Raw genomic sequence first — 21,826 nt, 5'->3', positions numbered from 1 at the left:
GGGCGGGGCTGCCTTTAGGCCGCTTTTGCGGCGGCGAGCAGATCGTTCAGCAGATCAGGGAAGGGCGCGTCGGCCAGTTCGTCTTCCAGTTCGACCGCCTCGGTCAGGGGCTGGGTCTCTTCGCTGGCCAGAACTTGACGGGTTTCCGCCAGGGACAGCTCTTTGAAGGCACTATCAGGGCCACCGGTGCCAGCCTGCATCAGCATGCCGCTTTCGGCCCAGATCAGCTCTTCCTCGGCGCATTCGATGTGAATACGGCCCAGACGTTCGGGGCATTCGGGCTTGATACCCTTATATCCAGCCAGCGAGATCAGCTTTACCAAAGCCAGAGGCACACCGAACAGACGTTCAACCGCGTCGAGTTCAAGGGCAACCATCTGATCGGCCGGCAGGTGCAGGTCGCAGTCATTGCCAAGGGCCCCGGCAGGCACATGCATCAAAGTCGTGAGGCGTGGAACCGCGTGGCGCAGGGTGACGACTTCCTGGCAGCCGCCATCAAAGGTGTAGACCATATCGCCGGGCTTGAGATCACGCGCCTGTAGAAAGCCACGATCGGTCTCAACCAGGGTGTCTGGCAGAAAGCCGCCGGTTTTTCTGCGTGGTGTTGCTGGGGCTTCCGCTTCGCGGCACACCATGGGAAAATCCAACAGAAGTCCAACAGGTTGGAAATCGGCAAAAGCGTTGAAATGATCCAGGAGCATGATGGCGTTCCTTCTGAGCGCAGGGGCGTGTTCGTCTGTGTTGATCCTATCTGGCCCCGGAATTGGGCCGAAAATGGGGCAGGGGTGCGGCCAATTCCGTGCCAGGGCCATTTTGAGGCGACAAAAGCGGATTTTTCGCTGTTTTGTTTACCGGTCGCCATGGGGCGTTTGGGCTTTATTAATAGATTTCCGAAAATTCGCCCTATTTTAAATCGACTCATCAGGCAGTGATTCTCTTCGGCTCTTCAGACCTGAAAAATTGGCGGGCCGCGCAAAGCTAACGTGATCACTATGGCCCCTGTGCGGTTGCACAGAGCATTAAGCGATAAAAAAGGGCGCCCGTAAGGCGCCCTTGCTTTGTCCCTGTACCTACCGGTGGTCTACCTTATCGGACAGATACCGGGCTTAGCTCTCGCAGGTGCCGATCAGCGCCTCGTACTGCTGGGTGACCCAACCCAGGGCCTGCTCGGGATTGCGATCTTCGATCTTGCCGATCATTCGCTCAAACACCACGGCAGAACGGCTTTCATCGACAATGGTAAAGTTCTGGCCGGTCATCACCACATTATAAAGGAAGAAGGCAATCGCCACCAAAAGGATGCCGCGTAGAACCCCAAAGAAGAAGCCCGCCCCCTGATCTAACCCGCCAAGGGCCGAACGCTGTACCAAAGAGGAAAACAGCGGGGTGAAGAAAGACACCACGATCAGTGCGATGGCAAAGACTGCGGCAAAGGCTGCGATGATCGACAATTCACAGCTGTCAGAGATGAACTCCCCAATCACGGGGATCTCTGCCATCAGCGGTTCCACCTGTGGTGCAAACATAAAGGCAAGGATGCCAGCGGCAATCCAGCCAGCAATCGCCATGGCCTCGCGCACGAAGCCGCGCGAATAGGCCAGAAGCGCCGATAATATGATGACCAGGGCCACAACCCCGTCAATAATAGTGAAACCTTCCATGACCCTCGCCCGTTAGCCTGTAAATTATTTCGGCAACCCTAGCCGGCTCCAAAGAATTCGCCAACAAATCCGGCAAGATCCGAAGCTTGGCGCAGGCCAAGACCTCTGATCGAAACGGATTTGCCACCACTTGGAGCTATTGCAGAGGTGAAACCAAGTTTTTGCGCTTCTTTCAACCGGTTTTCGGTCTGTGGAGCAGGTCGAAGCGCCCCTGAGAGCGATATTTCTCCAAAAACTGCCGTATCTGCCGGAAGCGCCACATCTTCGCGGGCGCTGAGCAGCGCTGCCGCGACGGCAAGATCGGCAGCGGGTTCGGTAATCTTCATGCCGCCCGCGACATTAAGATAGACATCCAAACCGGCAAAAGGGATGCCACAGCGCGCCTCAAGAACCGCCAGGATCATTGCCAGTCGCGACGAATCCCACCCGACAACTGCGCGGCGCGGTTGCGAATGCGGCGAGGGGGCCACCAGCGCCTGCATCTCCACCAAGACCGGACGGGTGCCTTCGATACCGGCAAAGACCACTGACCCAGGCGAGGGCTCGCCGCGCCCCGATAGGAACAGGGCTGATGGATTGGTGACTTCGGCAAGCCCGGCGCCGGTCATCTCAAAGACGCCAATTTCATCTGATGGACCAAATCGGTTCTTAACTGCCCGCAAGATGCGAAATTGATGCCCGCGCTCGCCCTCGAAATACAGCACCGTATCAACCATATGTTCCACGACGCGCGGCCCGGCAATCTGGCCGTCCTTGGTGACATGGCCTACCATGATGATGGAAATGCCCTGGCTTTTGGCAAAGGTTGTCAGTTCATGCGCTGCGGCACGAACCTGGCTGACCGAACCAGGGGCGCTGTCGACATGATCGGCCCACATGGTCTGAATAGAATCGATAATGGCCAGCTGCGGCTTTTCGGCCTCAAGCGTTGTGAGAATATCGCGCAGGTTGGTTTCTGCTGCCAGTTTCACGGGGGCCTGCGCTAGACCCAGACGCTGGGCTCGCATCCGCACCTGGGCCGAAGCCTCTTCGCCACTGACGTAAATCGTTTTTACGCCAGCCCCAGCAAAGCGCGCTGCCGCCTGCAGCAACAATGTGGATTTGCCGATGCCAGGGTCGCCGCCAACCAGAATCGCCGAAGCTGCTACCAGGCCGCCGCCTAGTACACGGTCCAATTCTCCAACGCCACAAGTGGCACGCGGCGGCGGCGTTTCTTCGGTCGAGAGATCAGACAGCAAGATGGTTTTGCCACGCCGAATGCCAAGTGACTTTTTAGCGGGCCCAGCCGAGGACAGGCCCTTGTCCTCAACAATAGTGTTCCATTCACCACAGCCTTCGCAACGACCGGACCACTTGGAAAAGCTCGCGCCACAGGCGGAACAGGAGAAGGTATTTGATTTTGCCATATTGCCTTCTGCCTTATGTTCTTTGTTTGTTCAAGGGGTGCGAGGCTCTGCCTCGCGCTCCGGGATATTTCTAGCCAAATGAAGTAGCACCCATCTTCATTTGGCTAGAAATATCCTGGGGGTGAGCGCCATAGGCGCGAGGGGGCAAGGCCCCCCAAGTCATGTCCTGTTCTCCCTGCGGTTCTCCATCAAGCCGAGAACCAGAGAGGTAACAATGCAGGCTGTGAGCATATATAACCCCCAGGCGATTTCGAGTGTTGCATATGAGACGCCTTTGGCGACAGTGATGTAGAGGGCGATCAAAAATATGTCAGCCATGGCAAGCTTACCGAGGACATGCAGAACGGGGAGGGCGCGCGGATCTAACAAGTTCCACTGTATCAATGCCAAGCCGATAGTTTTGAGATAGGGGGCAAAAATTGCAAAGAAGGTGACCGTGAGGGCCAAGAACACGTCACTGCCCCAGAGGCTTTGCAATCCAGTGATAACCGAGATTTCCGAAAGGCCAAAAATTGGTAAGAGACCAGCCCGCATCAAAGGCGCGAACCAGGCCACCGGGTAGAGAATCAGTAGTGAGAGGGTGGCAAGGCGAACTGCGATCATAGGATATCTCTTTGTGGCATTCGCGGCTTAGGGAATCTCCCTGTGAAACTAGGATGCGTTCAGCTCCCAAGGCAAGGAGCCGCGCAATGCGCTGTCCTGGGATTGCGGCTTTTGATGTCTCTTTTGGAGCCGCGATTTGCCAGCAGCATGGTCTTGCAGGCGAGTTCTGGTGTCATTCCCTTCTTGTGGCGAACGGGACGACCAGGCGGCACAGCATTGGTCCTGCGCGGCAGCTAAGTCAAGCTAGCCTCCTGTGGGAGGCTAGGTACCGGGGAAACTGCCGCGAAGTCACCGCACCGCTTCGATCGGGCCTTCGGCGCGGCCATGGATGAATTGGTCGAGATACGGATCGCCGGACTGGTCCAGATCGGCCACCGGGCCGACCCATTTGATCACGCCGTCATGCAGCATGGCGACAGTGTCGGCGATCGCACGTACCGAAGACATATCATGGGTGATGGTCATCGCCGTGGCGCCCATCTCGACGACGATTTCGCGGATCAGATCATTGATCACCCCGGACATTATCGGGTCGAGACCAGTGGTTGGTTCGTCAAAAAAGATGATCTCGGGTTCGGCGGCGATGGCGCGGGCCAGCCCGACACGTTTTTGCATTCCCCCCGACAGCTCTGCGGGAAAGCGGTCTGCGACATCAGATTTCAGGCCCACTCGGCGCAGCTTTTCTATGGCGATCGCGCGCGCCTCGTCGGCGGGGCGTTTCAGGGCGCCGCGTTGCAGGCGAAAGGCGACATTTTTCCAGACGGGTAGGGAATCAAACAGTGCACCGCCTTGAAACAGCATGCCAAATCGCGCCAGAAAGGCATCTCGGTCCCCGGACCCGGCGGGCTTGCCATCGACATAAATCGCGCCTGCGTCTGGTTTGATCAGGCCTAGTATGCTCTTGAGTGCGACGGATTTGCCGGTGCCAGAGCCGCCAATGATTACCATAGAAGAGCCCCTGGAAATCGACAGATCCATGCCCCGCAGGACGCGGTTTGAGCCAAAGGCTTTGTGGATGCCATCCATCCTGATCATCGGTGGGGGGGATTGGTCCTGGGTCATAGCGAAAAGAACACCCCTGTAAGGATAAAGTTGGCTGCCAAGATCAGCACGGCGGCGGCTTCGACCGAGGATTTTGTTGCGCTGCCAACCCCCTGGGCGCCGCGGCCCGATTGCATGCCGTAGTAGCAGCCCATGGTGGCGGCGATCACGCCAAAGAAGGCACCTTTGACCAGAGAGGAAATCACATCCAGAGGCTCTAGAAAATCGACGGTGTTTTTCAGATAGGCGGCAGCGTTGAAATCAAGGTTATGCACTGCAACCGCATAGCCACCGGCAATACCGATCACATCGCCGATGCCGACCAGCAGTGGAACCGTGATCAGGGCGGCCAGCACCCGCGGTGCGACCAGATATTGCATCGGGTTGGTCGAGAGCGTCACGAGCGCGTCGATTTGCTCGGTCACCTTCATGGTAGCGATTTCGGCCGCGATAGAAGAGGTCACGCGGGCGGCGATCATCAGGCCGACCAGCACTGGTCCCAGTTCCCGCACCATGCCAATGGCGACGATTTGCGGCACCACCGCCTCGGCGTTGAAACGTGCGCCCCCGGCGTAGATCTGCAGGGCCAGGGCACCGCCGGTAAAGACCGCTGTCAGCCCAACCACTGGCAGCGACAACCAGCCGATCTGCAGCAGCGACAGGGCAAATTCACGCGGATAATACGGCGGGCGCAGCATATGGGTGAAGGTGCTGATCGCAAAAAGCGCGACCCGCCCCACCGCAGCCAGCGCCCCCAGGGCGAGGCGGCCCAGCCGGGCCAGAAGAGACAGCGGGCTCATCCCTGATAGGTCCGCGCGTAGCGATGGCCCAGCGAAGTCAGGATCTCATAGCCGATGGTATCGGCAGCTGCGGCCAGGTGGTCGACCGTCTGCGCCTCGTTCAACAATGACAGGCTGGCGGGAATTTCTTCCAGCGCGCTGATATCAACGGTGATCAGATCCATCGACACGCGCCCCACAACCGGGCAGGCCTGTGATCCAGCATAGAGCGAAATTCCGTGTTTCATCAGCGCACGTTGCAGCCCATCGGCATAGCCTGCGGCAACAGTGGCGATGCGGCGCGGAGCCGGCGCAGTCCAGCTATTGCCATATCCCACGGTTTCACCAGCATCCACTTCACGGGTCTGGATCAGGGGCAGGTCAAGCTGCACTACAGGCAGGGCATCGTCATAGGGCGCGCCGCCATAGAGACCAACCCCAGGGCGGCATAGGTCAAAGTGATAGTCCCGCCCCAGCAAAATGCCCCCCGTTGCCGAGAGCGAGCGCGGCACTTCGATGCCGTCTGTCATCTCATGAAAGCACTGCAATTGCTGACGATTCATTGCATGGTTTGCATCATCGCTGCAGGCCAGATGCGACATCAGCAGAACCGGGTTTTGCCCCAATGCGATATCCCGCACTGCAGCCCATTCGGCGGGCTCCATCCCCAGACGATTCATACCGCTGTCCAGCTGCACGCCAAAGATATGGCCGGGCAGGGTTTCAAAATGGCGCAGCATCTGATCCAGCGAGTTCAGCATTGGGGCCAGCTGGAATTCTTTCAGCAGCCTTGCGTCGCCTTCCATATGGCCGGAAAACACCGAAATGCCGGGGCCGGGGCCAAGAGCACGGCGTAGCGCCACACCTTCTTCGGCGGCTGCAACAAAAAAGTTACGTGCGCCCGCGCGCATCAATGCCTTGGCCACGCGGCCTGCATCTAGCCCATAGCCATTTGCCTTGACGACGGCTGCGGTCTCGCAGTTGGTCATCGCGTTCAGATTTTGCCAGTTGGTCACCAGCGCATCAAGATTGATTGTCAGTTTACCCGTGCTCATGCCCCTGTTCTTGACATGCGCGGGGCAGGGGTCAAGTGAAATTCGCGGGGAATTCTATGCCTTGTGGCAAGGATCGGCTGCTTGCGGCTTGTTTCTTAAATCCGCGAGGGTCTTGCACAGGAAAAAAGACCGCCGACAGGATGGATATTGGCTGGTTTCAGGCGCGGCGGATCTTGCAGGCCTTCCGCGAAGGCCCGCAAAGCTGTGCATGAAATCAACTGCGCGCTAGAGCGCAGTCCAGAGCTGAAACAGCAGCCCGATGGCAAATGAACCGGTCAGCGCAATGGCAAGATAGAGGGCGAACACCTCTTTTTTGACCAAGGCCCAGACTGCGATTGCTGCCGGGAGCGAGCTGACCCCACCTGCAACCAGAAACGCCAGGCCGGCGCCCGGTGCCATGCCTTGCCCCATCAGGCCGCCGACCAGCGGCAGGGCGGCATAACCGTTCAGATAGGCAGGCACTCCCACAAGCGTTGCAATTGCGATTGGCGCAAGGCCGGTGCCGCCCAGCGAACGTGCAACCAGATCGGCAGGTAACCAGGCCAGCATCAGGCTTTCAAGGATGAAGGCGAGGGTCAGCCACTTGGCGAGAAAAAGCGTGGTCTTGATGCCTTCGCGCCAGAATTTTGCAACACGCGCTTCATCGCGCCAGAATTTCCAGACGACAGGCTGCACCGTGCGAACCTTGGCTCCGCCGCAGCCACCATTGCCGACACCCTCGCGCAGCGGATCGGACAGGCCACCCGCATGGGACAGGACGTGAACGGTAAAACCGCCAAGAACCCCCAGCCCCAGCGCCGCCAGCGTTTTTGCAACTGCAAACTCGAAACCCAGCACGCCGGTGGTCAGAAAGAACATCGAAGGGTCCATCACCGGCGAGGCCAGCCAGAAGGCCATGACCGCCGAAAGCGGCACACCCATTGCCAGAAGCGCGGCGATCAGAGGGATAACGCCGCAAGAACAAAACGGTGAAAGCCCGCCGATCGCTGCAGCGATAAGAAACATGACCACTGGCGATCCGGTAAAGGCCCGCGCGATCAGCCCGTCAGCGCCCGTCGCCCCCGCATAGGCCGCGATCCCGACGGAAAGCGCGAGGAAAGGCGCGACATTGGCAAGGTTCTGCGCCACGAACCCTGCCGTGGTAACACCAAGGGGCGTGGCAAAGATGAACAACAGCGCAAGAATTGCTGCCGAGATCAGCCAGACCCTTTCCTTTGTCCAGAGCCGGTGGAGTACGTCAATCGTCCGGGATCGGACAGTGAGAGAGAGGTCAGTCATGTCTACATCCTTAATTTTATAGTTGTATTTGTCGGTAGAAAAGCGGGGCTTGGCATCAGGCTGCCCCTTTGCTTGCCAGCTTTATCCCCGAACAACATTCCGAGGTGAGGAACGACACGGTTTGATGCATGACATCAAAATCAACGCGGTTGACGATCTGCCGCCCCTGTCGTTCCTGTGTCACCAGTCCGGCGTCCACCAGCGTCTTGAGGTGATAGGCTAGCGTGGATGCCGCCATTCCCAAGTGCTGCCCGATCTCACCAATGTTGAGACCATCGTGACCCGCCCGCACCAGCAACCGAAAGATTGTCAGGCGGGCGTCGTGGCCAAGTGCGGCAAGCGATTGGGCGGCGGAGCTATGTTTCATCATGGGTATGAATAAAACTACACATGTGGTTTTGTCAAGCCGCCCGATGAAATCCATCGCTTTAAAGCAAGGGCACCAGCAATGGCATGGCGGATAGAAAAGTCGACTGGTCTGGTCAGGAAAGGAAAGCGCCCCCGCTCAGATTGCCTGGCAGGGGCGGAGGGCTTAATATTCGTCTTCACGCGGGCCATTTTGCCAGGCCTTGGCCAGATTGCCAAAACGGGTGAATTCGGCGGTGAATGACAGTTCAACCGTGCCGATGGGGCCGTGACGCTGCTTGCCGACGATGACTTCTGCCTTGGCGTGCAGCCGCTCCATCGCGGTTTTCCATTCTTCCATCTTGTCCAGCTCATGGTCGCCTGGTTTTTCGCGTTCCTTGTAATATTCTTCGCGGAACACAAACATCACCACATCGGCATCCTGTTCGATCGACCCGGATTCCCGAAGGTCCGACAGCTGCGGGCGTTTGTCATCGCGGTTTTCCACCTGACGCGACAACTGCGACAGGGCGATCACCGGGATCTGCAATTCCTTGGCGATGGCCTTCATCCCCATGGAGATTTCGGCAATTTCGTTCACCCGGTTTTCGGCCATACCACGACAGAGCTGCAGATAGTCAATAACCAGAACGTCCAGCCCATGGGTTCGTTTCAACCGCCGCGCCCGCGCCGCCAGCTGCGAAATCGGCAGAGCAGGCGTGTCGTCAATGAACAGCGGGCAGCTTTCCAGATCCTTGGCAGCCTGGACAAAGCGGCGGAATTCGCTTTCGGTCATGTCGCCCTGGCGAATCTTGTGGGAACTGATTTCCGAGGCTTCGGCCAGCACCCGGCCCGCCAGCTGTTCCGCCGACATTTCGAGCGAGAAAAAGCCAACCACCCCACCGTCGATCGCGCCTTCGCTTCCGTCTGGTTTGGTGCCTTTCTTATAGGCCTTGGCTACATTGAACGCGATATTGGTCGCCAGCGAGGTCTTCCCCATCGAGGGGCGCCCGGCCAGGATCAACAAGTCAGAGGGGTGCAACCCGCCAAGCTGCTTGTCAAGATCAGCAAGCCCGGTTGAAATCCCGGCCATGCCGCCGCCGCGCTGATAGGCTTCATTGGTGACATTGACCGCTTCGGTGACCGCCTTCAGAAAAGATTTGAAGCCGCTTTCGGTCTGGCCCTGTTCCGCCAGCTGATAGAGCGACTGCTCGGCCTCGACGATCTGTTCCTTTGGTTCAGAGGCCACATCCACCCGGCGCGCCTTGTCAGAGATGCTCTGGCCCAGGGCGATCAACTCGCGTCGGATCGCCAGATCATAGATCATCTGCGCATAGTCACGCACCGCAAAGGCAGAAATGGAGGAACTCGCCAACTTGGCCAGATAGGCCGGACCGCCCAGTTCTTTCAGCCCCTCGTCGTCTTCCATAAAGGCCTTGAGCGTCACGGGAGAGGCAAGCGCGTTCTTGGAGATCCGCGCTGCCGCGATTTCATAGATGCGGGTATGGACCGGATCATAGAAATGGCTGGCATTGATGATCGAGGCAATCCGGTCGTAGACGTCATTATTGGTCAGGATGGCGCCCAAAAGCTGCTGTTCGGCCTCGACCGAGTGCGGGAGCTCAACCGCTTCGGCGGGTTTGGCGGCCAGGGCGACGGCCATTCCCGTTTGCCCCAGGGGGGCCAAGGCCTGGCCACCTGTGGCGGCACCGGGATCCGCAGCGCCTGCGATCATGTCGGGCGACATCTCTTCTGGCATCTCGCTTGAGATGTGATCGGGCATTTCATCGGGCATCGGCGCACTGGGGGCACCGCCGTCATAGGGCGGGGTTTCGTTCATTGCTGCTCTCTTCGCTATTGGCGCCAGTGATAGAGTTTTCTGTCCGGTTTGGGTATCGGGAAATCTTGTGGGTAAGCGCGGCGGGCCTGTGGATAACTGCGCAAATGGTGAAGAGGCCCGGTCGCGAACCCGATCGCGAACCTGGGGCGGGATCGTTTTGGAATGAGGCCTGAAACCCAAGACCACAAAAGGCCGCCCATGCTGTCAGGCGGCCTTGGTCGGTGTGGCAAGGGGCCGTGTTAGCCGGGCTTATTGGCCTCTTGCCAGGCGCGCGGGTCACGCAGGAAGTTTTCCACTTCATCCAGGGTTGCCGGATCAAAGGCTTCTTGCGCCTTGGCTTCGGCCAGTACATCCCACCAGGTGCACAGGTAATGCAGTTCTACCCCATGGTCGCCCAGGCGTTTTGTGGTTTCCGGGAAGATATCATAGTAGAAGATCACCGCGGTGTGGCCACAACTGGCACCGGTTTCGCGGATGGCATCGACAAAGGACAGCTTGGAGCCGCCATCGGTTGTCATGTCTTCCACCAGCAGAACCCGCTGGCCCTCTGACATCACGCCTTCGATCCGGGCATTCCGGCCATAGCCTTTGGGCTTTTTGCGCACATAGGTCATTGGCAGGGCCATGCGCTCGGCCACCAGAGCAGAGAAGGGAATGCCGGCAGTTTCGCCGCCAGCAATATTATCAAAGGCTTCGAAACCTGCGTTGCGCATGACCGTCACGGTCATGAAATCCATCAAGGTGGCGCGAATCCGTGGGTAGGAAATGAGCTTGCGGCAGTCGATATAGCTGGGCGAGGGCAGACCAGAGGCCAGGATATAGGGCGTGTCGGTGTTGAAGTTCACCGCGCCGATTTCCAGCAGCATGCGCGCCGACAGGCGAGCGATCTCTTCACGGGTGGGGTAGGCAGTTGGGATCATGGCGTATCCTTTGGGAACTTGGGGACCCGTGGCGCGGGCAGGAGCCTCCGGCGGAGGTATTTAGGGTAAGATGAAACCGGGTGCCTGATCCCTTTGGGGGCGCTCGGGCGGGCGCGGGTCAGGCAACGGACCAGAAGACCGGGAAGCCGGGATCAAAGACAGTGACGGGGCCGTCATCGCTGTTGATTTTGGCGGGGAACTGGCTGGGTTGGTCGGACTTTACCAGGGTGAGGGTCGTTTGGTTTTCGGGTAGTCCGTAAAAGGCGGGGCCGTTCTTGCTGGCAAAGTGCTGCAACTGATCCAGGGTACCGTCTTCGTCAAAGACATGCGCAAGCAGTGCCATGGTATTGGTGGCGGTGAAACAGCCGGCACAGCCGCAGCCGCTTTCTTTATTGGGGTCCGTATGCGGGGCTGAATCGGTGCCAAGGAAAAAGCGAGAATCCCCCGAGGTTGCGGCGGCGCGCAGGGCCAGGCGGTGCTCTTCGCGTTTGGCCACGGGCAGGCAATAGTAATGCGGCTTGATCCCGCCCACCAGCAGGTGGTTGCGGTTGATGATCAGGTGGTGGGTGGTGATCGTTGCACCAAGGTCGCGGGCATTGGATTTCACATAGTCGACGCCGTCGCGGGTGGTGATATGTTCCATCACCACTTTCAGTCCCGGTGTTGCCTTGCGGATGGGGTCCAGCACACGGTCAATAAAGACGGCTTCGCGGTCGAAGATGTCGATCTCGGCGTCGGTGACTTCGCCATGCACGCAGAGCGGCAGGCCGATCTCGGCCATTTTGTCCAGCACAGATCGCACCTTGTCAAAGTTGCTGACGCCGCTGCTGGAATTTGTCGTGGCCCCGGCAGGGTAGAGTTTGACGGCCTTTACCAGGCCAGAGGCATGGGCGGCGGCAACATCTGCGGGATCGGTGTCTTCGGTCAGGTAAAGCGTCATCAAGGGGGTGAAATCCATGCCATCAGGCAGGGCCGCCATGATGCGGTCGCGGTAGGCGCTTGCTTGCGCGCCGGTGACCACGGGCGGCACCAGGTTGGGCATGATGATGGCGCGGCCAAAATCGCGGGCGGTTTCTGGCAAGACGGCCTGCAGCATCGCGCCGTCGCGCAGGTGCAGATGCCAGTCGTCGGGGCGGGTCAGGGTGAGCGTCTGAAGCGGGGGCTGGGTCATGGCGTCGCGTTAGCATAGCTTGGCACAAAGGAAAAGACGCCGGTCCCGTCTATGGGGCTGGAAAAGGCAGTTTTGCCCCGGTGGCTACAGCGAGGAGGGCAGTTTGAATTCGCCCTCGGCGGCGCGTTGTTCCAGAGTGTTCAGGCGGCGACGAAAGCGCGGGGCGCTGAGCCGCCCCAGAACATTGCGGCACAAGAGGGTTTGCAGATAGGGGCGGTCCAATTGGTCAAGCCGCCCCATCAAGGCCCGCAGGTAAGAGGAATCATCGCGCCGTGCCCGGAACAGCCGGGCAAATGCCATGTAGTCAAACCTTCCGTCGGCTGCCAGCTGCAGGATCTGGTTCAGGAGGCCCATTTTTACCATTCGCGTCTGCACGGCCGCGCCAAGGTTGGGCACCCGCAGGCGGGTAACGCAGGGGCGGTGGAACAGCGCCGCATGCATGGCGTCCAACCGTTCGTAGGGGTCATAAAAGACAAAGGCCTCTTTGGCCCCATCCAGCATATCGGGGGCAAAGCCATAGCGATCACTAAAGGAGGTACGGCGCATTTCGACGAAGCGATCATCCCATTCCGTTAGCCGCGGGTCCAGGGTGGCCTGGGGCTGGATTGCCACCACGGTTGCGCCGGGGGACGCCACGGAAAAGGCCGCCGCCGCGTAGCCACAGGGGCCTGCGCCGTAAAAGATCACCTTGTCAAATTCTTCAAAGAAACCATCGTCGATCAGCTGGTCAATAAAGCCAAAGACCTGCGGGTCGCGAAACCAGGTGTCACCCTTGGAAATAAGGCCAAGATGCGACCAGCCTTCTTGTTTGACCATGTCAAAGCCAAGCGGCTGGGCCAGAGGGGAGAGGTTGTGCAGGCCCTCTTGGGTTTCAAAGGTGACCAGCAGGGTATCGCCCTGATCCAGAAAGGTGGCGCAGTGTTTTTCCCCCAAGGGCTGGAACATGCCCAGCTCTTCGGTGAGGGTAGCAAGGCGGTCCTGCCACTGGGCGGGTTTCAGACCCGACAGGTCTTCATTCAAGATCTCAAGGTTCTCTTGCATCGCCAAAATCCCTTACTCAGGCCGCAGCAGCGGTGGATATCGATAAGATTTAGGCCCGAAATGCGGCCAAATTAGGAAAAACTCTAGTCGCTTTGCTGTCTCCTGCCCAGTTTGCGGGCGCGAGCAGAGCGAGAGGGGGGGGGCTGAGTGGGAGTTTTGCCTGCGCGTCTGGGCGCAGTCCGGCGGCCCGTCAGGGCGCATCCTGGGCAGAGCTTTGTGCGGCACGGCCCATATTGGCGAATTTGGTCAGTGTCTTGGCGGTGACGGCATTTATAGGGCGCGAAGGGGGCGTCATCAGCAGACGGGCGAACAGCGCCCGATAGGGTTCTTGCTGCATCAGCACGCGAAAGTGTTCGTGCCGCCAGGCCACTGATTTTTCGCGCAGATCTGCCAGCGCAGGATCCTGCAAGAGGGTCTTTTCCAGGCTGCGGCGGGCGCTGGCGTAGCGTTCGATCGAGTGATCCGTTTCGGTGTTGAAATTGCGCTCGACCCAATAGTCGACCCCCAGCATGTCCTGCGTATGAACGGCCCGTCCGCGCGCGGCCTTCAGGACGTAGCTTTCCATTGCGCCCAAGGGGTAGTGGTTCAACTGGGCCAGGTCATAGTTGGGGCGACCAAAGTTGGAGAACAGACGCCGGGATTTGAAGGCTTCCCCCAGTTCGCGCCCGCAGCAATCGAACCAGCGGAATTGGTCCAGCTGTTGCGGATCCTTGACCGACCGGGGGCGGTGGATGCCAATTTTTTGATAGGTGCCATTGTTGCGATACAGCGTCTTGAACATCGAGGCGCGCCAGGGCCAGTGGATCACCTCGGGGGCGCAGCGGCAGAACTGCGCGCTTACGGGGGTGTCTTCAAAGCGCAGCACATCATTATTGCCAAACAATCGCCAGGTCAGGGTGATTGCATCGGCTTCGGGCAGGGCGGTCAGCAGGTCTGTCAGGGTGCCGTCGCCGGTCTTGATATTGACAAATTCATCGACATCCAGCGCCAGGATCCAGTCGGCCTGTTGCACCAGGGGGTGGGTATCGGCACGTTTCATTGCGGTGAACTGGATGCCGCCCTTGCCATAGGGACCATCATTGCGCAGGTGGGTCAGCTGGCCAAGCGCCTCTAGGCGGTCCAGCATGGCATCGGTGCCATCCTGGCAATCATTGGAAAACACCAGGAAATCCGTGAAGCCCACAGCCCGGTGATGCGCCAGCCATTCCAAGAGAAAAGCGCCTTCGTTGCGGACAGTCAGGATGGCGAGGCAGCGCATATCTTACCAATCAGAGCGGAACACGGCGACCTTGCCGTGGGACCAGCGCGGAAAAAACACCAGACCAGCCGCATCCAGGCAGCGAAACACCTTTTGCATGCCGATCTTGCCGATCCATTGCGGGTGGGTTTCGATGACGACTGCCCGCAGCCCGGTCAGATCCATCTTGGGCAATAGATCCGCCTCGGCCCCCTCGATGTCGCAGATCAGCACTGTGGGGGAAAGATCGCGGATCACCGCGTTGACGTCACGGGTTGGCACATCGACCTTGGTGCAGTCTGCGCTGTCTTCCATTGGATCCAGAGAGGAGGCCAGAAAATTCTTGCGGATATAAAAGGGGGCGGTGCCGTCGCGCTCACCCAGAACCGCATGGGTGACATGGGCGTTGGTCACCTTATTGAGCGCATGCACCTGGGCAATATAGGGCAAAAGCTGCGGGTTGGCCTCGTAGGAGTGGACCGATTTGGCTGGGGTCTGGGTGGCCACAAGGGTGGACATAAAGCCAATGCCGGCCCCCAACTCCATCACCACATCCTGCGGCTTTATCAGTTTTTTGGCAGCGGTTGCCTCTTTGGCCTCATAGGCATCGTTGCGCAGCAAGGTGCGGATGCGCGGCGGCAGGACGTTGCGGTCCAACGGAAAGCGCATACCACGGCATTTCAGGATCTTTTGCGGCTTTGCCACATCAGACGGGATGGCCCCTGCTGTATTTGCCTGGGGGGCGGCGGGCGTCTCGCTCATGTCTTAGCTCTCCAGATCAAGCGCCAGCGCATAGGCGACGCGTTCGGTTGCGGTCAGTTTGAGGCGCAGCGCCTGTTGAAACAGGTCTTCAAATTCGGCCATGTCATGCAATTCATCGGCCTTGGCGCGGTGCCAGTCCAGCCCCTTTTGGTGCCAGTTGCGCAGCGCCTTGTCCTTTAGAAGGCGATCATATTCAGCCTGCAACCGCGGCAGGTTGCGCTGGATAGTGATATCGCGGTGATCGTTCCAGTCCATACGGATCCAGTAGTTGATCCCGATAGAGCGATCCACATGCAGGGCGCGCCCGCGCTGGCGTTTGACCAGAAAGCTCTCGGCTGAGCGCAGCGCATAGTGGTTCAGCTGGACCAGATCATAGCCGATGGATTTGCGCGAGTTGCGCCAGCCATTGTCAATGGCTTCCCGCGTCATGTCGCGGCCCGACCCATTGACCCATTTCACCTGATCGCGCAGAGGCGCTGTCAGTTTGTTGGGGCGGTGGCAGCTGATCTTTTGATAGGCGCCAATGTTCTTGAACATGGTCTTAAAGCCCCAGACTGTATGCGGTTTGGGGCAATATTTCGGTGCGCAGGCGTCAAACTGGCCAATGACGAACCTGTCATGCAGGCGGTCCACCCCGTTTGAACCAAACAGTCGCCAGGTCATGGCGATATTGCTGGCGTCCGGCACCTGATCGAACAGATCCTGCAGCGTGCCATTGCCACAGCGCACATTGATGAATTCATCCACATCAATATGGATCACCCATTCCGCATCGCGGATCAGCGGCTCTTTCAAGGATTGGTTCAGCGCATGTTGCTGCGGCGAGTTGCCCTTCCAGTCGTCATTGTTCCGATGCTGCACGACACCCAGATCCTGTAGGCGGTCCAGCAGTTCGCTGGTGCCATCTTCGCAGCCATTGGTGTAGATGAGAAAGTTATCAACCCCGATGGCGCGGTGATAGGCGATCCATTCCAGGATATAGGGGGCTTCATTTTTCATGCAGCCGACAATGACATTGCCGCTGGACCCCGGGGTCAGCTGCCGGAGCGGTACTTCGCGATATGGTGATTGAGGCTGGTCTTCGCCCTTTTGACCCAGCGTGTTGTGTGGCTTGAACGCAGAGCTTTGTAGCATGTCGAAGTTTTCCACCGCCAGCGGGGGCATCACGGCCAGGGCGTCTTTGCTGGGCCGGGGGCGCTGGGGTGTTTCGGCCTGGTCCAGATCCTGCAAATCGGCCGCCTTGCCGCGTCTTTCTTCCTTGGTGGCCTTGCTGATGCGGCGCATGAAGGTCAGCAGATACTGCGAGGCGCGATATCCGCGTGTCGTCGCGGCCTCTTGCCAAGGGGGGCTGGGCTTGGTCTTGGCGGAAATGACCCCGAAGTCAACGGCCAGCAGCGCCGGGTGCTGGCGCGCAAGGGCTTGATTGGCATCCGAAAAATACTGTGAGACTGCGGCCAGGCTGGCGGGATCGATCGGCTCACCTTCGATGGCGATCTCGTTCAGAAAACTGCGCCAGAGCGGACGCGGCAGGATCATTTTGCGCTGGGCCAGCAGCTGCAACAGCAAGGTATTGAGCTGTCGGCTGCGCGCCAGCTGGGCGGCAGAGGGCTGTTGCGGCACCTTGGCCTCTGGGCTGCGCCCAATCTGCCCGTCAATGCCAAAGGCGGCGCAGATCTCACTGGGGGCCTCGGTGCCATAGATGCTTGCGGGGGCAAAGGGGCGAAACGACACGGCGCCGGAGCCAAATGTGGCCTCCCAGTGCTGTTGCAAAGCCGTGTAGTCGAGCCAGAAAGGCGCGGCTTGGGTTTCTTCAAACTGCCCGGCCTGCGGGTCTGGCTGTGGCAGAGTGGTCAGCGCGGCCTGCCACCAGCCCATGTCCTGCTCCTGCGCCAGCCTGGCGATCAGCGCCAGTTCCTGGTCCAGCGTGCGGTCGCGTCCCTCGAGGATCTGGGCGCCGTAGTGATGTGCCAGTGCGCAGGCGGGACTATCAATATGGGCGACGATCCTGATATCATCCGACAGCGGCGTCAGCAGGGCTTTCAACCGTTCCAGCTCGCTTTTGCGGTGCAGTTTTGCCCCCAGCTGCGAGGCCGACAGGATCAGCCTGTCTGGCTTGGCCTTGTCCACTTCTCGGTGCAGATCTTCGATCAGCTTCTCGCGCAGGCGTGCCTGCTTTTCCGTCGTGATAAAGCCGCGATTGTAGCGCAGGGGGTCAATATGATCTGCATCGGTGACCGCCATGAACAGGCGCGTATGGTTGCTGGAACCGGGGGCGCGGGGAAACAGGGTGCCCTTGGCCTGCAATTGGGACCGCTTGTCGGCCATGATGCGTTGCAGATGATCCGCGCCAGTCTGTTCCAGCCCGATATGTAGATAGATCCGCATCAGCTATCCTGTGCCTTTTTGTTGACATTGGCCTTGCCCCACCAGGGCAGGTCGCGGTTCAGGTGGCGGCTGACCTGGGCCTGGGCATCCGGGTTGGCGATGTCGAGCTCCAGATACCTGGGATCATCACGAAACCAATGGGCCAGCGCTTCGTAGTGGCCATCAATCCACCGCATCTGTTGATCGGCGGTTTTGCCATAGCCAATCGGCAGCCCCGGAACCGTGCTCGCGGGCAACCGGGTCGTGCCAAGATTGTTCCAGGCCATGATTGATTTTGAATGGCTTGCAGCATCGCGCCTGGTGGCGATGAAACGCGCTTCTGGGTATAGATCTTGCAACACCTTGATCATGGCAAAATCAAACTGCGGCCAGATCGAGAATTTGCCATGAATAAAGCTGATCTCGCTGACCGCGTCATACTCCTGCATATAGGCCATCGGGTCGCCGACCTCATAGAGCCCCTTGTAGAGCAGCGAGCCGACAAAGACGCGGCGCTTGCCGGGGCGGTCTTCCTCGCGCTCTTTCAGGCGATGATCGGCGACATGATACCCCGCCCGCGACAGCGCCCGGTTCAGGGTCGTGGTGCCGGATTTCGGCAGGCCGAGGTTGATGACTTTCAGAACCATGGCGCGCCTCAGGATCCCTGCGCGGGCAACAGGCCCAGATCGGTCAGCAAGGCCTCTTCCTGCGGTGGCAGGGTCGGGGCGGTCAAGAGTTGCTGACGCATCTGCTGATAATCTGGCTGGGCCAACAGCTGATCGCGCCTGTCCCGGTGCCGCTGCAGGCAGATCTCGTGCAGCGCGGCGATTTCGGGGTCCGATTTCAGCGCCTTCAGCGCCTCTTGCAGATCGGGCAGATAGCGCAGGATAGAGCGATCCTCATAGGCGGGATCATTGCGTTCGCGCCAATAGCTGTCGTCAAAGGCGCGGTGCTCGCGGTTGACATCGCCGCGGTCATTCTTGACCAGGTAGCTGTCAAGCGAGCGCAGCGCATAGTGGTTGAGAGTGGCCAGATCGCGGCTGCCCTTGGCGGGGAATTTACGGATGCGGCGGGGATTGTCCGCCACCAGAAACTTTGCTGGCACATCGCGCCCGGATCCATCGCACCAGTGGGGGAACTTGCGGGGTGGCAGGCCTTTCTTGAAGAAAGGCCGGTGCGCGCCGTAGTATTTCAGCGGAAAATCCTGACGCACCAGGGTTTTGACTTCAATTGCGGTTTCGGCACACCAGATATCGGGATTATGAGAGCGGCTGAACTGTGCGATCACCGGCTCATCAACAAATGCCTCTATCCCGTCGTTGGCAAAGAACTGAAAGCTGACGGAAATTGCACCGGGGTTGCCACAGGCCGTGATCAGGGCGGGAATGCTATGATCCCCGGTGTGTATATTGAGAAATTCATCCACATCTGCGATCCAGACCCAATCGGCCTCCTGTACCAGCGGCTGATGGGCGGCATCTTTCAGCGCTTCCATCTGGTAGTTGCGCCCCTGCGCTGGATTGGGCAGATGGGTCAGCAGGCCACGCGCCGCCAAGGCATCGAGCAATTCCGCCGTACCATCGGTGCAGTCGTTTGAATAGAAAAGAAAATCTGTGACGCCGATCAGCCTGTTATAGGCGATCCATTCCAGCAGGAACGGGCCCTCGTTCTTGACGCAGGTTACTGCAGTGATACGCATGTCACATCCCCTTTCATGCGGTGCAGACCGCAGCGCGAGGGATTTCCCGAGGCAGCGTCAGGGCTGCCAAGCGCAAGCCCCCCGCAGCCCCCGAACGAACTGTGTGGCCCGGAACCTGAAGGCCTGGAGCTGGATGTTCGGTGCATCGACCTGTCTGCCTCTATGCCCCGGTTTGTCGGGCGCGTGTTCTTATTGGCGGCAGCTTTGCATTGCCGCCCCTCTGGGTCAATCGTTGCGGGCCTTGGCGTCTTTACTCTGGCCGGTGCTGTTGCAAGAGTGTTGCGCCGGGGCCGGGTCCTTGCTCCGTGCCGCAGTTGCGGCGGCGCTGTGGCTTGACCCGGTGCCATGCCCGTGGCCTCTTGGTTGAAACCCAAAGAGCCCCCGGTAACGAGACCCCGGCAAACAGCCCAAGGAAGGATGCCACGAATGATGCAGGCCGCGACAATTGAGCAGGTGCAGACTGCGCTGGGCGAACAGGGCTATGTCTGTGATCGCGCCCTGGCGGTGGTGGTGTTTCTATCGCTGAAACTGGGTCGCCCGCTGTTTCTTGAGGGCGAAGCCGGGGTGGGCAAGACCGAAATCGCCAAGGCGCTGGCGGCGGCCTTTGGGCGGCGGCTGATCCGGCTGCAATGCTACGAAGGGCTTGATGCTTCCTCGGCGGTTTATGAATGGAACTTTGCCGCCCAGATGGTGGCCATTCGCACTGCCGAAGCAGCAGGCGGCGCTGATCGCGCAACCCTGCAAGGAGAGCTGTTCTCGGATGAATTTCTGATCGAGCGGCCGCTGCTTGAGGCGATGCGCCCGGATGAGAACGGCCCGCCGGTGCTGTTGATTGATGAACTTGACCGGACCGATGAACCCTTTGAGGCCTTTCTGCTTGAGGCGCTGTCGGATTTTCAGGTCACTATCCCCGAACTGGGCACCATCAAGGCACCGGTGCCGCCCATCGTGGTTCTGACCTCCAACCGAACCCGCGAGGTGCACGACGCATTAAAACGCCGTTGCCTGTATCATTGGGTGGATTATCCCGATTTTGACCGCGAGGTAGAGATCTTGAATGCACGCGCGCCGACCTTGGCGGCGCAGCTCAGCCGGGAGGTGGTGGCCTTTGTGCAGAGCCTGCGCACAGAGGATCTGTTCAAGAAGCCCGGCGTTGCCGAAACCATCGACTGGGCCAATTGTCTGCTGGCACTGGATGTCATTGACCTGTCGCCTGCGGTGATTGCGGATACCCTGGGGGCGATCCTGAAATATCAGGATGATATCTCTAAGGTGCAGGGGGGCGAGGCCAAGCGCATTCTGGATCAGGCGCGGGCTAGTCTGGACGCTGGCTGATGGTTGAATTGCCGGATCTCACCCTGCCGGATAATCCCAGGCTGGCGCAGAATATCACCCATTTTGCCCGTGCCCTGCGCAAGGCAGGGCTGCCGATCGGGCCGGGGCGGGTGATTGATGCGGTGGCAGCGGTGGCGGCGGCGGGCTTTACTTCGCGGCAGGATTTCTACTGGGCGCTGCATGCCTGTTTTGTCTCCAAACCCGAACACCGGGTGATCTTTGCCCAGGTCTTTCGGCTGTATTGGCGCGATCCGCGTTTTCTGGAACGGATGATGGCCGCGCTGTTGCCTGCCATCCGCGGCGTGCAAGAGGAACAGGCGGCAAAGCCTGGTGAAAAACGCGCCGCCGAAGCCCTGCTGGACGGGGCCAATCCGCAGCTTGATGCCCCCGATCCCCCTGAGGATGAGGGCACCGAGATCGAGGTGGATGCCAGCTTGACCATCTCGGCCGAGGAACGGTTGCGCAGCCTGGATTTTGAACAGATGAGCACCGACGAGGTGGCGCAGGCCAAGCGTATTCTGGCGCAGTTGAAACTGCCGGTATCGCCGCTTCAGTCGCGTCGCCTGATGGCGGCACAGCGGGGCAGCAGGCCGGATTGGCGTCGCACCTTCCGCGAAGCGGCCCGCCGCGGGGGCGATATCCAGTTCATTGCCCGCGCCAAGCGCCGCACCCGCTGGCCCAATCTGGTGGTGATCTGCGATATTTCCGGCTCGATGAGCCAATACAGCCGTATCGTGCTGCATTTCCTGCATACGGTCAGCAATGCCAAGGGGGCGGGCTGGGCCCGGGTGCATGGCTTTACCTTTGGCACCCGGCTGACCAATATCACCCGCCATTTGGCCACCCGCGATGTCGATGCCGCCCTTGCCGCAGCAGGCGCCGAAGCGCAAGACTGGGAGGGCGGCACCCGGATTGGTGCCTGCCTGCATGACTTCAACCGGGACTGGTCACGCCGGGTCATGGGGCAGGGCGCTGTGGTGCTGCTGATCACCGATGGGCTTGATCGCGATGACCCGGCGGCGCTGGAGCGGGAAATGCAGCGCCTGCAGCTTTCGGCGCGGCGTCTGATTTGGCTGAACCCGCTATTGCGCTGGGATGGGTTTGCCGCCAAGGCGCAGGGCATTAGGGCCATGTTACCCTATGTCGATAGCTTTCGGGCCGGCCATTCCATTGCCGCGTTGCAGGATCTTGCAGAGGTGATTTCGCGCCCCGAGGAGAGCGGCGAAAAAGCCCGCTTGCTGCGCGATTTGTGACGCGCGGGCTCCGCGCCGCTGGTGGTCGCCGCGTAC

20 protein-coding genes are annotated in these 21,826 nt (G+C 59.7%); 2 read left to right on the top strand and 18 right to left on the bottom strand.

Annotated elements, in window-relative coordinates; all coding sequences use genetic code 11:
* Positions 1 to 14 precede the first annotated feature (14 nt).
* The 18 genes from ACN0VH_RS04425 to ACN0VH_RS04340 form a co-directional block, all read right to left on the bottom strand.
* Positions 15 to 701 (bottom strand): Hint domain-containing protein, encoded by a 687-nt coding sequence (locus tag ACN0VH_RS04425; RefSeq protein WP_417699651.1) that lies wholly within the window; start codon positions 699 to 701, stop codon positions 15 to 17.
* A gap of 405 nt (positions 702 to 1,106) precedes the next feature.
* Complete coding sequence (locus tag ACN0VH_RS04420) at positions 1,107 to 1,661, bottom strand: CvpA family protein (RefSeq protein ID WP_278920932.1); 555 nt, start codon at positions 1,659 to 1,661, stop codon at positions 1,107 to 1,109.
* A gap of 38 nt (positions 1,662 to 1,699) precedes the next feature.
* Positions 1,700 to 3,067: a DNA repair protein RadA gene (gene radA / locus ACN0VH_RS04415; RefSeq protein WP_278920931.1), complete on the bottom strand. Its 1,368-nt coding sequence runs from the start codon at positions 3,065 to 3,067 to the stop codon at positions 1,700 to 1,702.
* A gap of 159 nt (positions 3,068 to 3,226) precedes the next feature.
* Complete coding sequence (locus ACN0VH_RS04410; protein WP_417699995.1) at positions 3,227 to 3,667, bottom strand: paraquat-inducible protein A; 441 nt, start codon at positions 3,665 to 3,667, stop codon at positions 3,227 to 3,229.
* Between the two features lie 291 nt (positions 3,668 to 3,958).
* A complete protein-coding gene (locus ACN0VH_RS04405) occupies positions 3,959 to 4,705 on the bottom strand; it encodes an ABC transporter ATP-binding protein (RefSeq protein WP_417699994.1) in 747 nt (248 codons plus the stop codon).
* A gap of 23 nt (positions 4,706 to 4,728) precedes the next feature.
* Positions 4,729 to 5,511, bottom strand: coding sequence for an MlaE family ABC transporter permease (locus ACN0VH_RS04400; protein ID WP_278920930.1), 783 nt, complete (start codon positions 5,509 to 5,511; stop codon positions 4,729 to 4,731).
* Positions 5,508 to 6,545 (bottom strand): alanine racemase, encoded by a 1,038-nt coding sequence (alr, locus tag ACN0VH_RS04395; protein WP_417699649.1) that lies wholly within the window; start codon positions 6,543 to 6,545, stop codon positions 5,508 to 5,510. The genes ACN0VH_RS04400 and alr overlap by 4 nt, the downstream gene beginning before the upstream one ends.
* A 225-nt stretch (positions 6,546 to 6,770) precedes the next feature.
* The gene (locus ACN0VH_RS04390) at positions 6,771 to 7,823 is read right to left on the bottom strand and encodes a permease (RefSeq protein ID WP_417699648.1); all 1,053 of its coding nucleotides are present in this window, start codon (positions 7,821 to 7,823) and stop codon (positions 6,771 to 6,773) included.
* 55 nt (positions 7,824 to 7,878) lie between these two features.
* A complete protein-coding gene (locus ACN0VH_RS04385) occupies positions 7,879 to 8,193 on the bottom strand; it encodes an ArsR/SmtB family transcription factor (RefSeq protein ID WP_278920927.1) in 315 nt (104 codons plus the stop codon).
* A gap of 162 nt (positions 8,194 to 8,355) precedes the next feature.
* Entirely contained in the window at positions 8,356 to 10,008 is a 1,653-nt protein-coding gene (locus ACN0VH_RS04380; protein WP_417699647.1) for a replicative DNA helicase, read from the bottom strand.
* A 239-nt stretch (positions 10,009 to 10,247) separates the two neighbouring features.
* Positions 10,248 to 10,928 carry an orotate phosphoribosyltransferase gene (locus ACN0VH_RS04375; protein WP_278920926.1) on the bottom strand — a complete coding sequence of 227 codons (681 nt, stop codon included), beginning with the start codon at positions 10,926 to 10,928 and terminating at the stop codon, positions 10,248 to 10,250.
* A 118-nt stretch (positions 10,929 to 11,046) separates the two neighbouring features.
* Positions 11,047 to 12,099 carry a dihydroorotase gene (gene pyrC, locus ACN0VH_RS04370; protein ID WP_417699646.1) on the bottom strand — a complete coding sequence of 351 codons (1,053 nt, stop codon included), beginning with the start codon at positions 12,097 to 12,099 and terminating at the stop codon, positions 11,047 to 11,049.
* Positions 12,100 to 12,183: 84 nt separating this feature from the next.
* Positions 12,184 to 13,140, bottom strand: a complete 957-nt coding sequence (locus tag ACN0VH_RS04365; protein ID WP_278920924.1) for a phosphoadenosine phosphosulfate reductase — start codon at positions 13,138 to 13,140, stop codon at positions 12,184 to 12,186.
* A gap of 190 nt (positions 13,141 to 13,330) precedes the next feature.
* Positions 13,331 to 14,398, bottom strand: a complete 1,068-nt coding sequence (locus ACN0VH_RS04360; protein ID WP_417699644.1) for a glycosyltransferase family 2 protein — start codon at positions 14,396 to 14,398, stop codon at positions 13,331 to 13,333.
* A gap of 3 nt (positions 14,399 to 14,401) precedes the next feature.
* Entirely contained in the window at positions 14,402 to 15,139 is a 738-nt protein-coding gene (locus ACN0VH_RS04355) for an FkbM family methyltransferase (RefSeq protein ID WP_278920922.1), read from the bottom strand.
* 3 nt (positions 15,140 to 15,142) lie between these two features.
* Positions 15,143 to 17,524, bottom strand: coding sequence for a glycosyltransferase family 2 protein (locus tag ACN0VH_RS04350; RefSeq protein ID WP_417699642.1), 2,382 nt, complete (start codon positions 17,522 to 17,524; stop codon positions 15,143 to 15,145).
* Positions 17,524 to 18,150, bottom strand: coding sequence for a sulfotransferase (locus ACN0VH_RS04345; RefSeq protein ID WP_278920920.1), 627 nt, complete (start codon positions 18,148 to 18,150; stop codon positions 17,524 to 17,526). Before ACN0VH_RS04345 ends, ACN0VH_RS04350 begins: the two co-directional genes overlap by 1 nt.
* An 8-nt stretch (positions 18,151 to 18,158) precedes the next feature.
* Positions 18,159 to 19,202, bottom strand: a complete 1,044-nt coding sequence (locus tag ACN0VH_RS04340; RefSeq protein ID WP_278920919.1) for a glycosyltransferase family 2 protein — start codon at positions 19,200 to 19,202, stop codon at positions 18,159 to 18,161.
* A gap of 426 nt (positions 19,203 to 19,628) precedes the next feature.
* Between ACN0VH_RS04340 and ACN0VH_RS04335 the strand changes: the two genes are divergently transcribed.
* Complete coding sequence (locus ACN0VH_RS04335; protein WP_278920918.1) at positions 19,629 to 20,537, top strand: AAA family ATPase; 909 nt, start codon at positions 19,629 to 19,631, stop codon at positions 20,535 to 20,537.
* A complete protein-coding gene (locus tag ACN0VH_RS04330) occupies positions 20,537 to 21,790 on the top strand; it encodes a vWA domain-containing protein (protein WP_417699640.1) in 1,254 nt (417 codons plus the stop codon). The genes ACN0VH_RS04335 and ACN0VH_RS04330 overlap by 1 nt, the downstream gene beginning before the upstream one ends.
* Positions 21,791 to 21,826 lie beyond the last annotated feature (36 nt).

This window comes from Pseudophaeobacter sp., from assembly GCF_048267565.1.
In the GTDB taxonomy this organism is placed as follows: domain Bacteria; phylum Pseudomonadota; class Alphaproteobacteria; order Rhodobacterales; family Rhodobacteraceae; genus Pseudophaeobacter; species Pseudophaeobacter profundi.
This window is presented reverse-complemented; position numbering and strand designations above follow the sequence as displayed.

Bases quoted from the DNA above. Each gene is read 5' to 3' on its own strand.
- ACN0VH_RS04425 (WP_417699651.1), bottom strand. From the start codon at position 701: ATGCTCCTGGATCATTTCAACGCTTTTGCCGATTTCCAACCTGTTGGA.
- ACN0VH_RS04420 (WP_278920932.1), bottom strand. From the start codon at position 1,661: ATGGAAGGTTTCACTATTATTGACGGGGTTGTGGCCCTGGTCATCATA.
- radA (WP_278920931.1), bottom strand. From the start codon at position 3,067: ATGGCAAAATCAAATACCTTCTCCTGTTCCGCCTGTGGCGCGAGCTTT.
- ACN0VH_RS04405 (WP_417699994.1), bottom strand. From the start codon at position 4,705: ATGATCAGGATGGATGGCATCCACAAAGCCTTTGGCTCAAACCGCGTC.
- ACN0VH_RS04400 (WP_278920930.1), bottom strand. From the start codon at position 5,511: ATGAGCCCGCTGTCTCTTCTGGCCCGGCTGGGCCGCCTCGCCCTGGGG.
- alr (WP_417699649.1), bottom strand. From the start codon at position 6,545: ATGAGCACGGGTAAACTGACAATCAATCTTGATGCGCTGGTGACCAAC.
- ACN0VH_RS04390 (WP_417699648.1), bottom strand. From the start codon at position 7,823: ATGACTGACCTCTCTCTCACTGTCCGATCCCGGACGATTGACGTACTC.
- ACN0VH_RS04385 (WP_278920927.1), bottom strand. From the start codon at position 8,193: ATGATGAAACATAGCTCCGCCGCCCAATCGCTTGCCGCACTTGGCCAC.
- ACN0VH_RS04380 (WP_417699647.1), bottom strand. From the start codon at position 10,008: ATGAACGAAACCCCGCCCTATGACGGCGGTGCCCCCAGTGCGCCGATG.
- ACN0VH_RS04375 (WP_278920926.1), bottom strand. From the start codon at position 10,928: ATGATCCCAACTGCCTACCCCACCCGTGAAGAGATCGCTCGCCTGTCG.
- pyrC (WP_417699646.1), bottom strand. From the start codon at position 12,099: ATGACCCAGCCCCCGCTTCAGACGCTCACCCTGACCCGCCCCGACGAC.
- ACN0VH_RS04365 (WP_278920924.1), bottom strand. From the start codon at position 13,140: ATGCAAGAGAACCTTGAGATCTTGAATGAAGACCTGTCGGGTCTGAAA.
- ACN0VH_RS04360 (WP_417699644.1), bottom strand. From the start codon at position 14,398: ATGCGCTGCCTCGCCATCCTGACTGTCCGCAACGAAGGCGCTTTTCTC.
- ACN0VH_RS04355 (WP_278920922.1), bottom strand. From the start codon at position 15,139: ATGAGCGAGACGCCCGCCGCCCCCCAGGCAAATACAGCAGGGGCCATC.
- ACN0VH_RS04350 (WP_417699642.1), bottom strand. From the start codon at position 17,524: ATGCGGATCTATCTACATATCGGGCTGGAACAGACTGGCGCGGATCAT.
- ACN0VH_RS04345 (WP_278920920.1), bottom strand. From the start codon at position 18,150: ATGGTTCTGAAAGTCATCAACCTCGGCCTGCCGAAATCCGGCACCACG.
- ACN0VH_RS04340 (WP_278920919.1), bottom strand. From the start codon at position 19,202: ATGCGTATCACTGCAGTAACCTGCGTCAAGAACGAGGGCCCGTTCCTG.
- ACN0VH_RS04335 (WP_278920918.1), top strand. From the start codon at position 19,629: ATGATGCAGGCCGCGACAATTGAGCAGGTGCAGACTGCGCTGGGCGAA.
- ACN0VH_RS04330 (WP_417699640.1), top strand. From the start codon at position 20,537: ATGGTTGAATTGCCGGATCTCACCCTGCCGGATAATCCCAGGCTGGCG.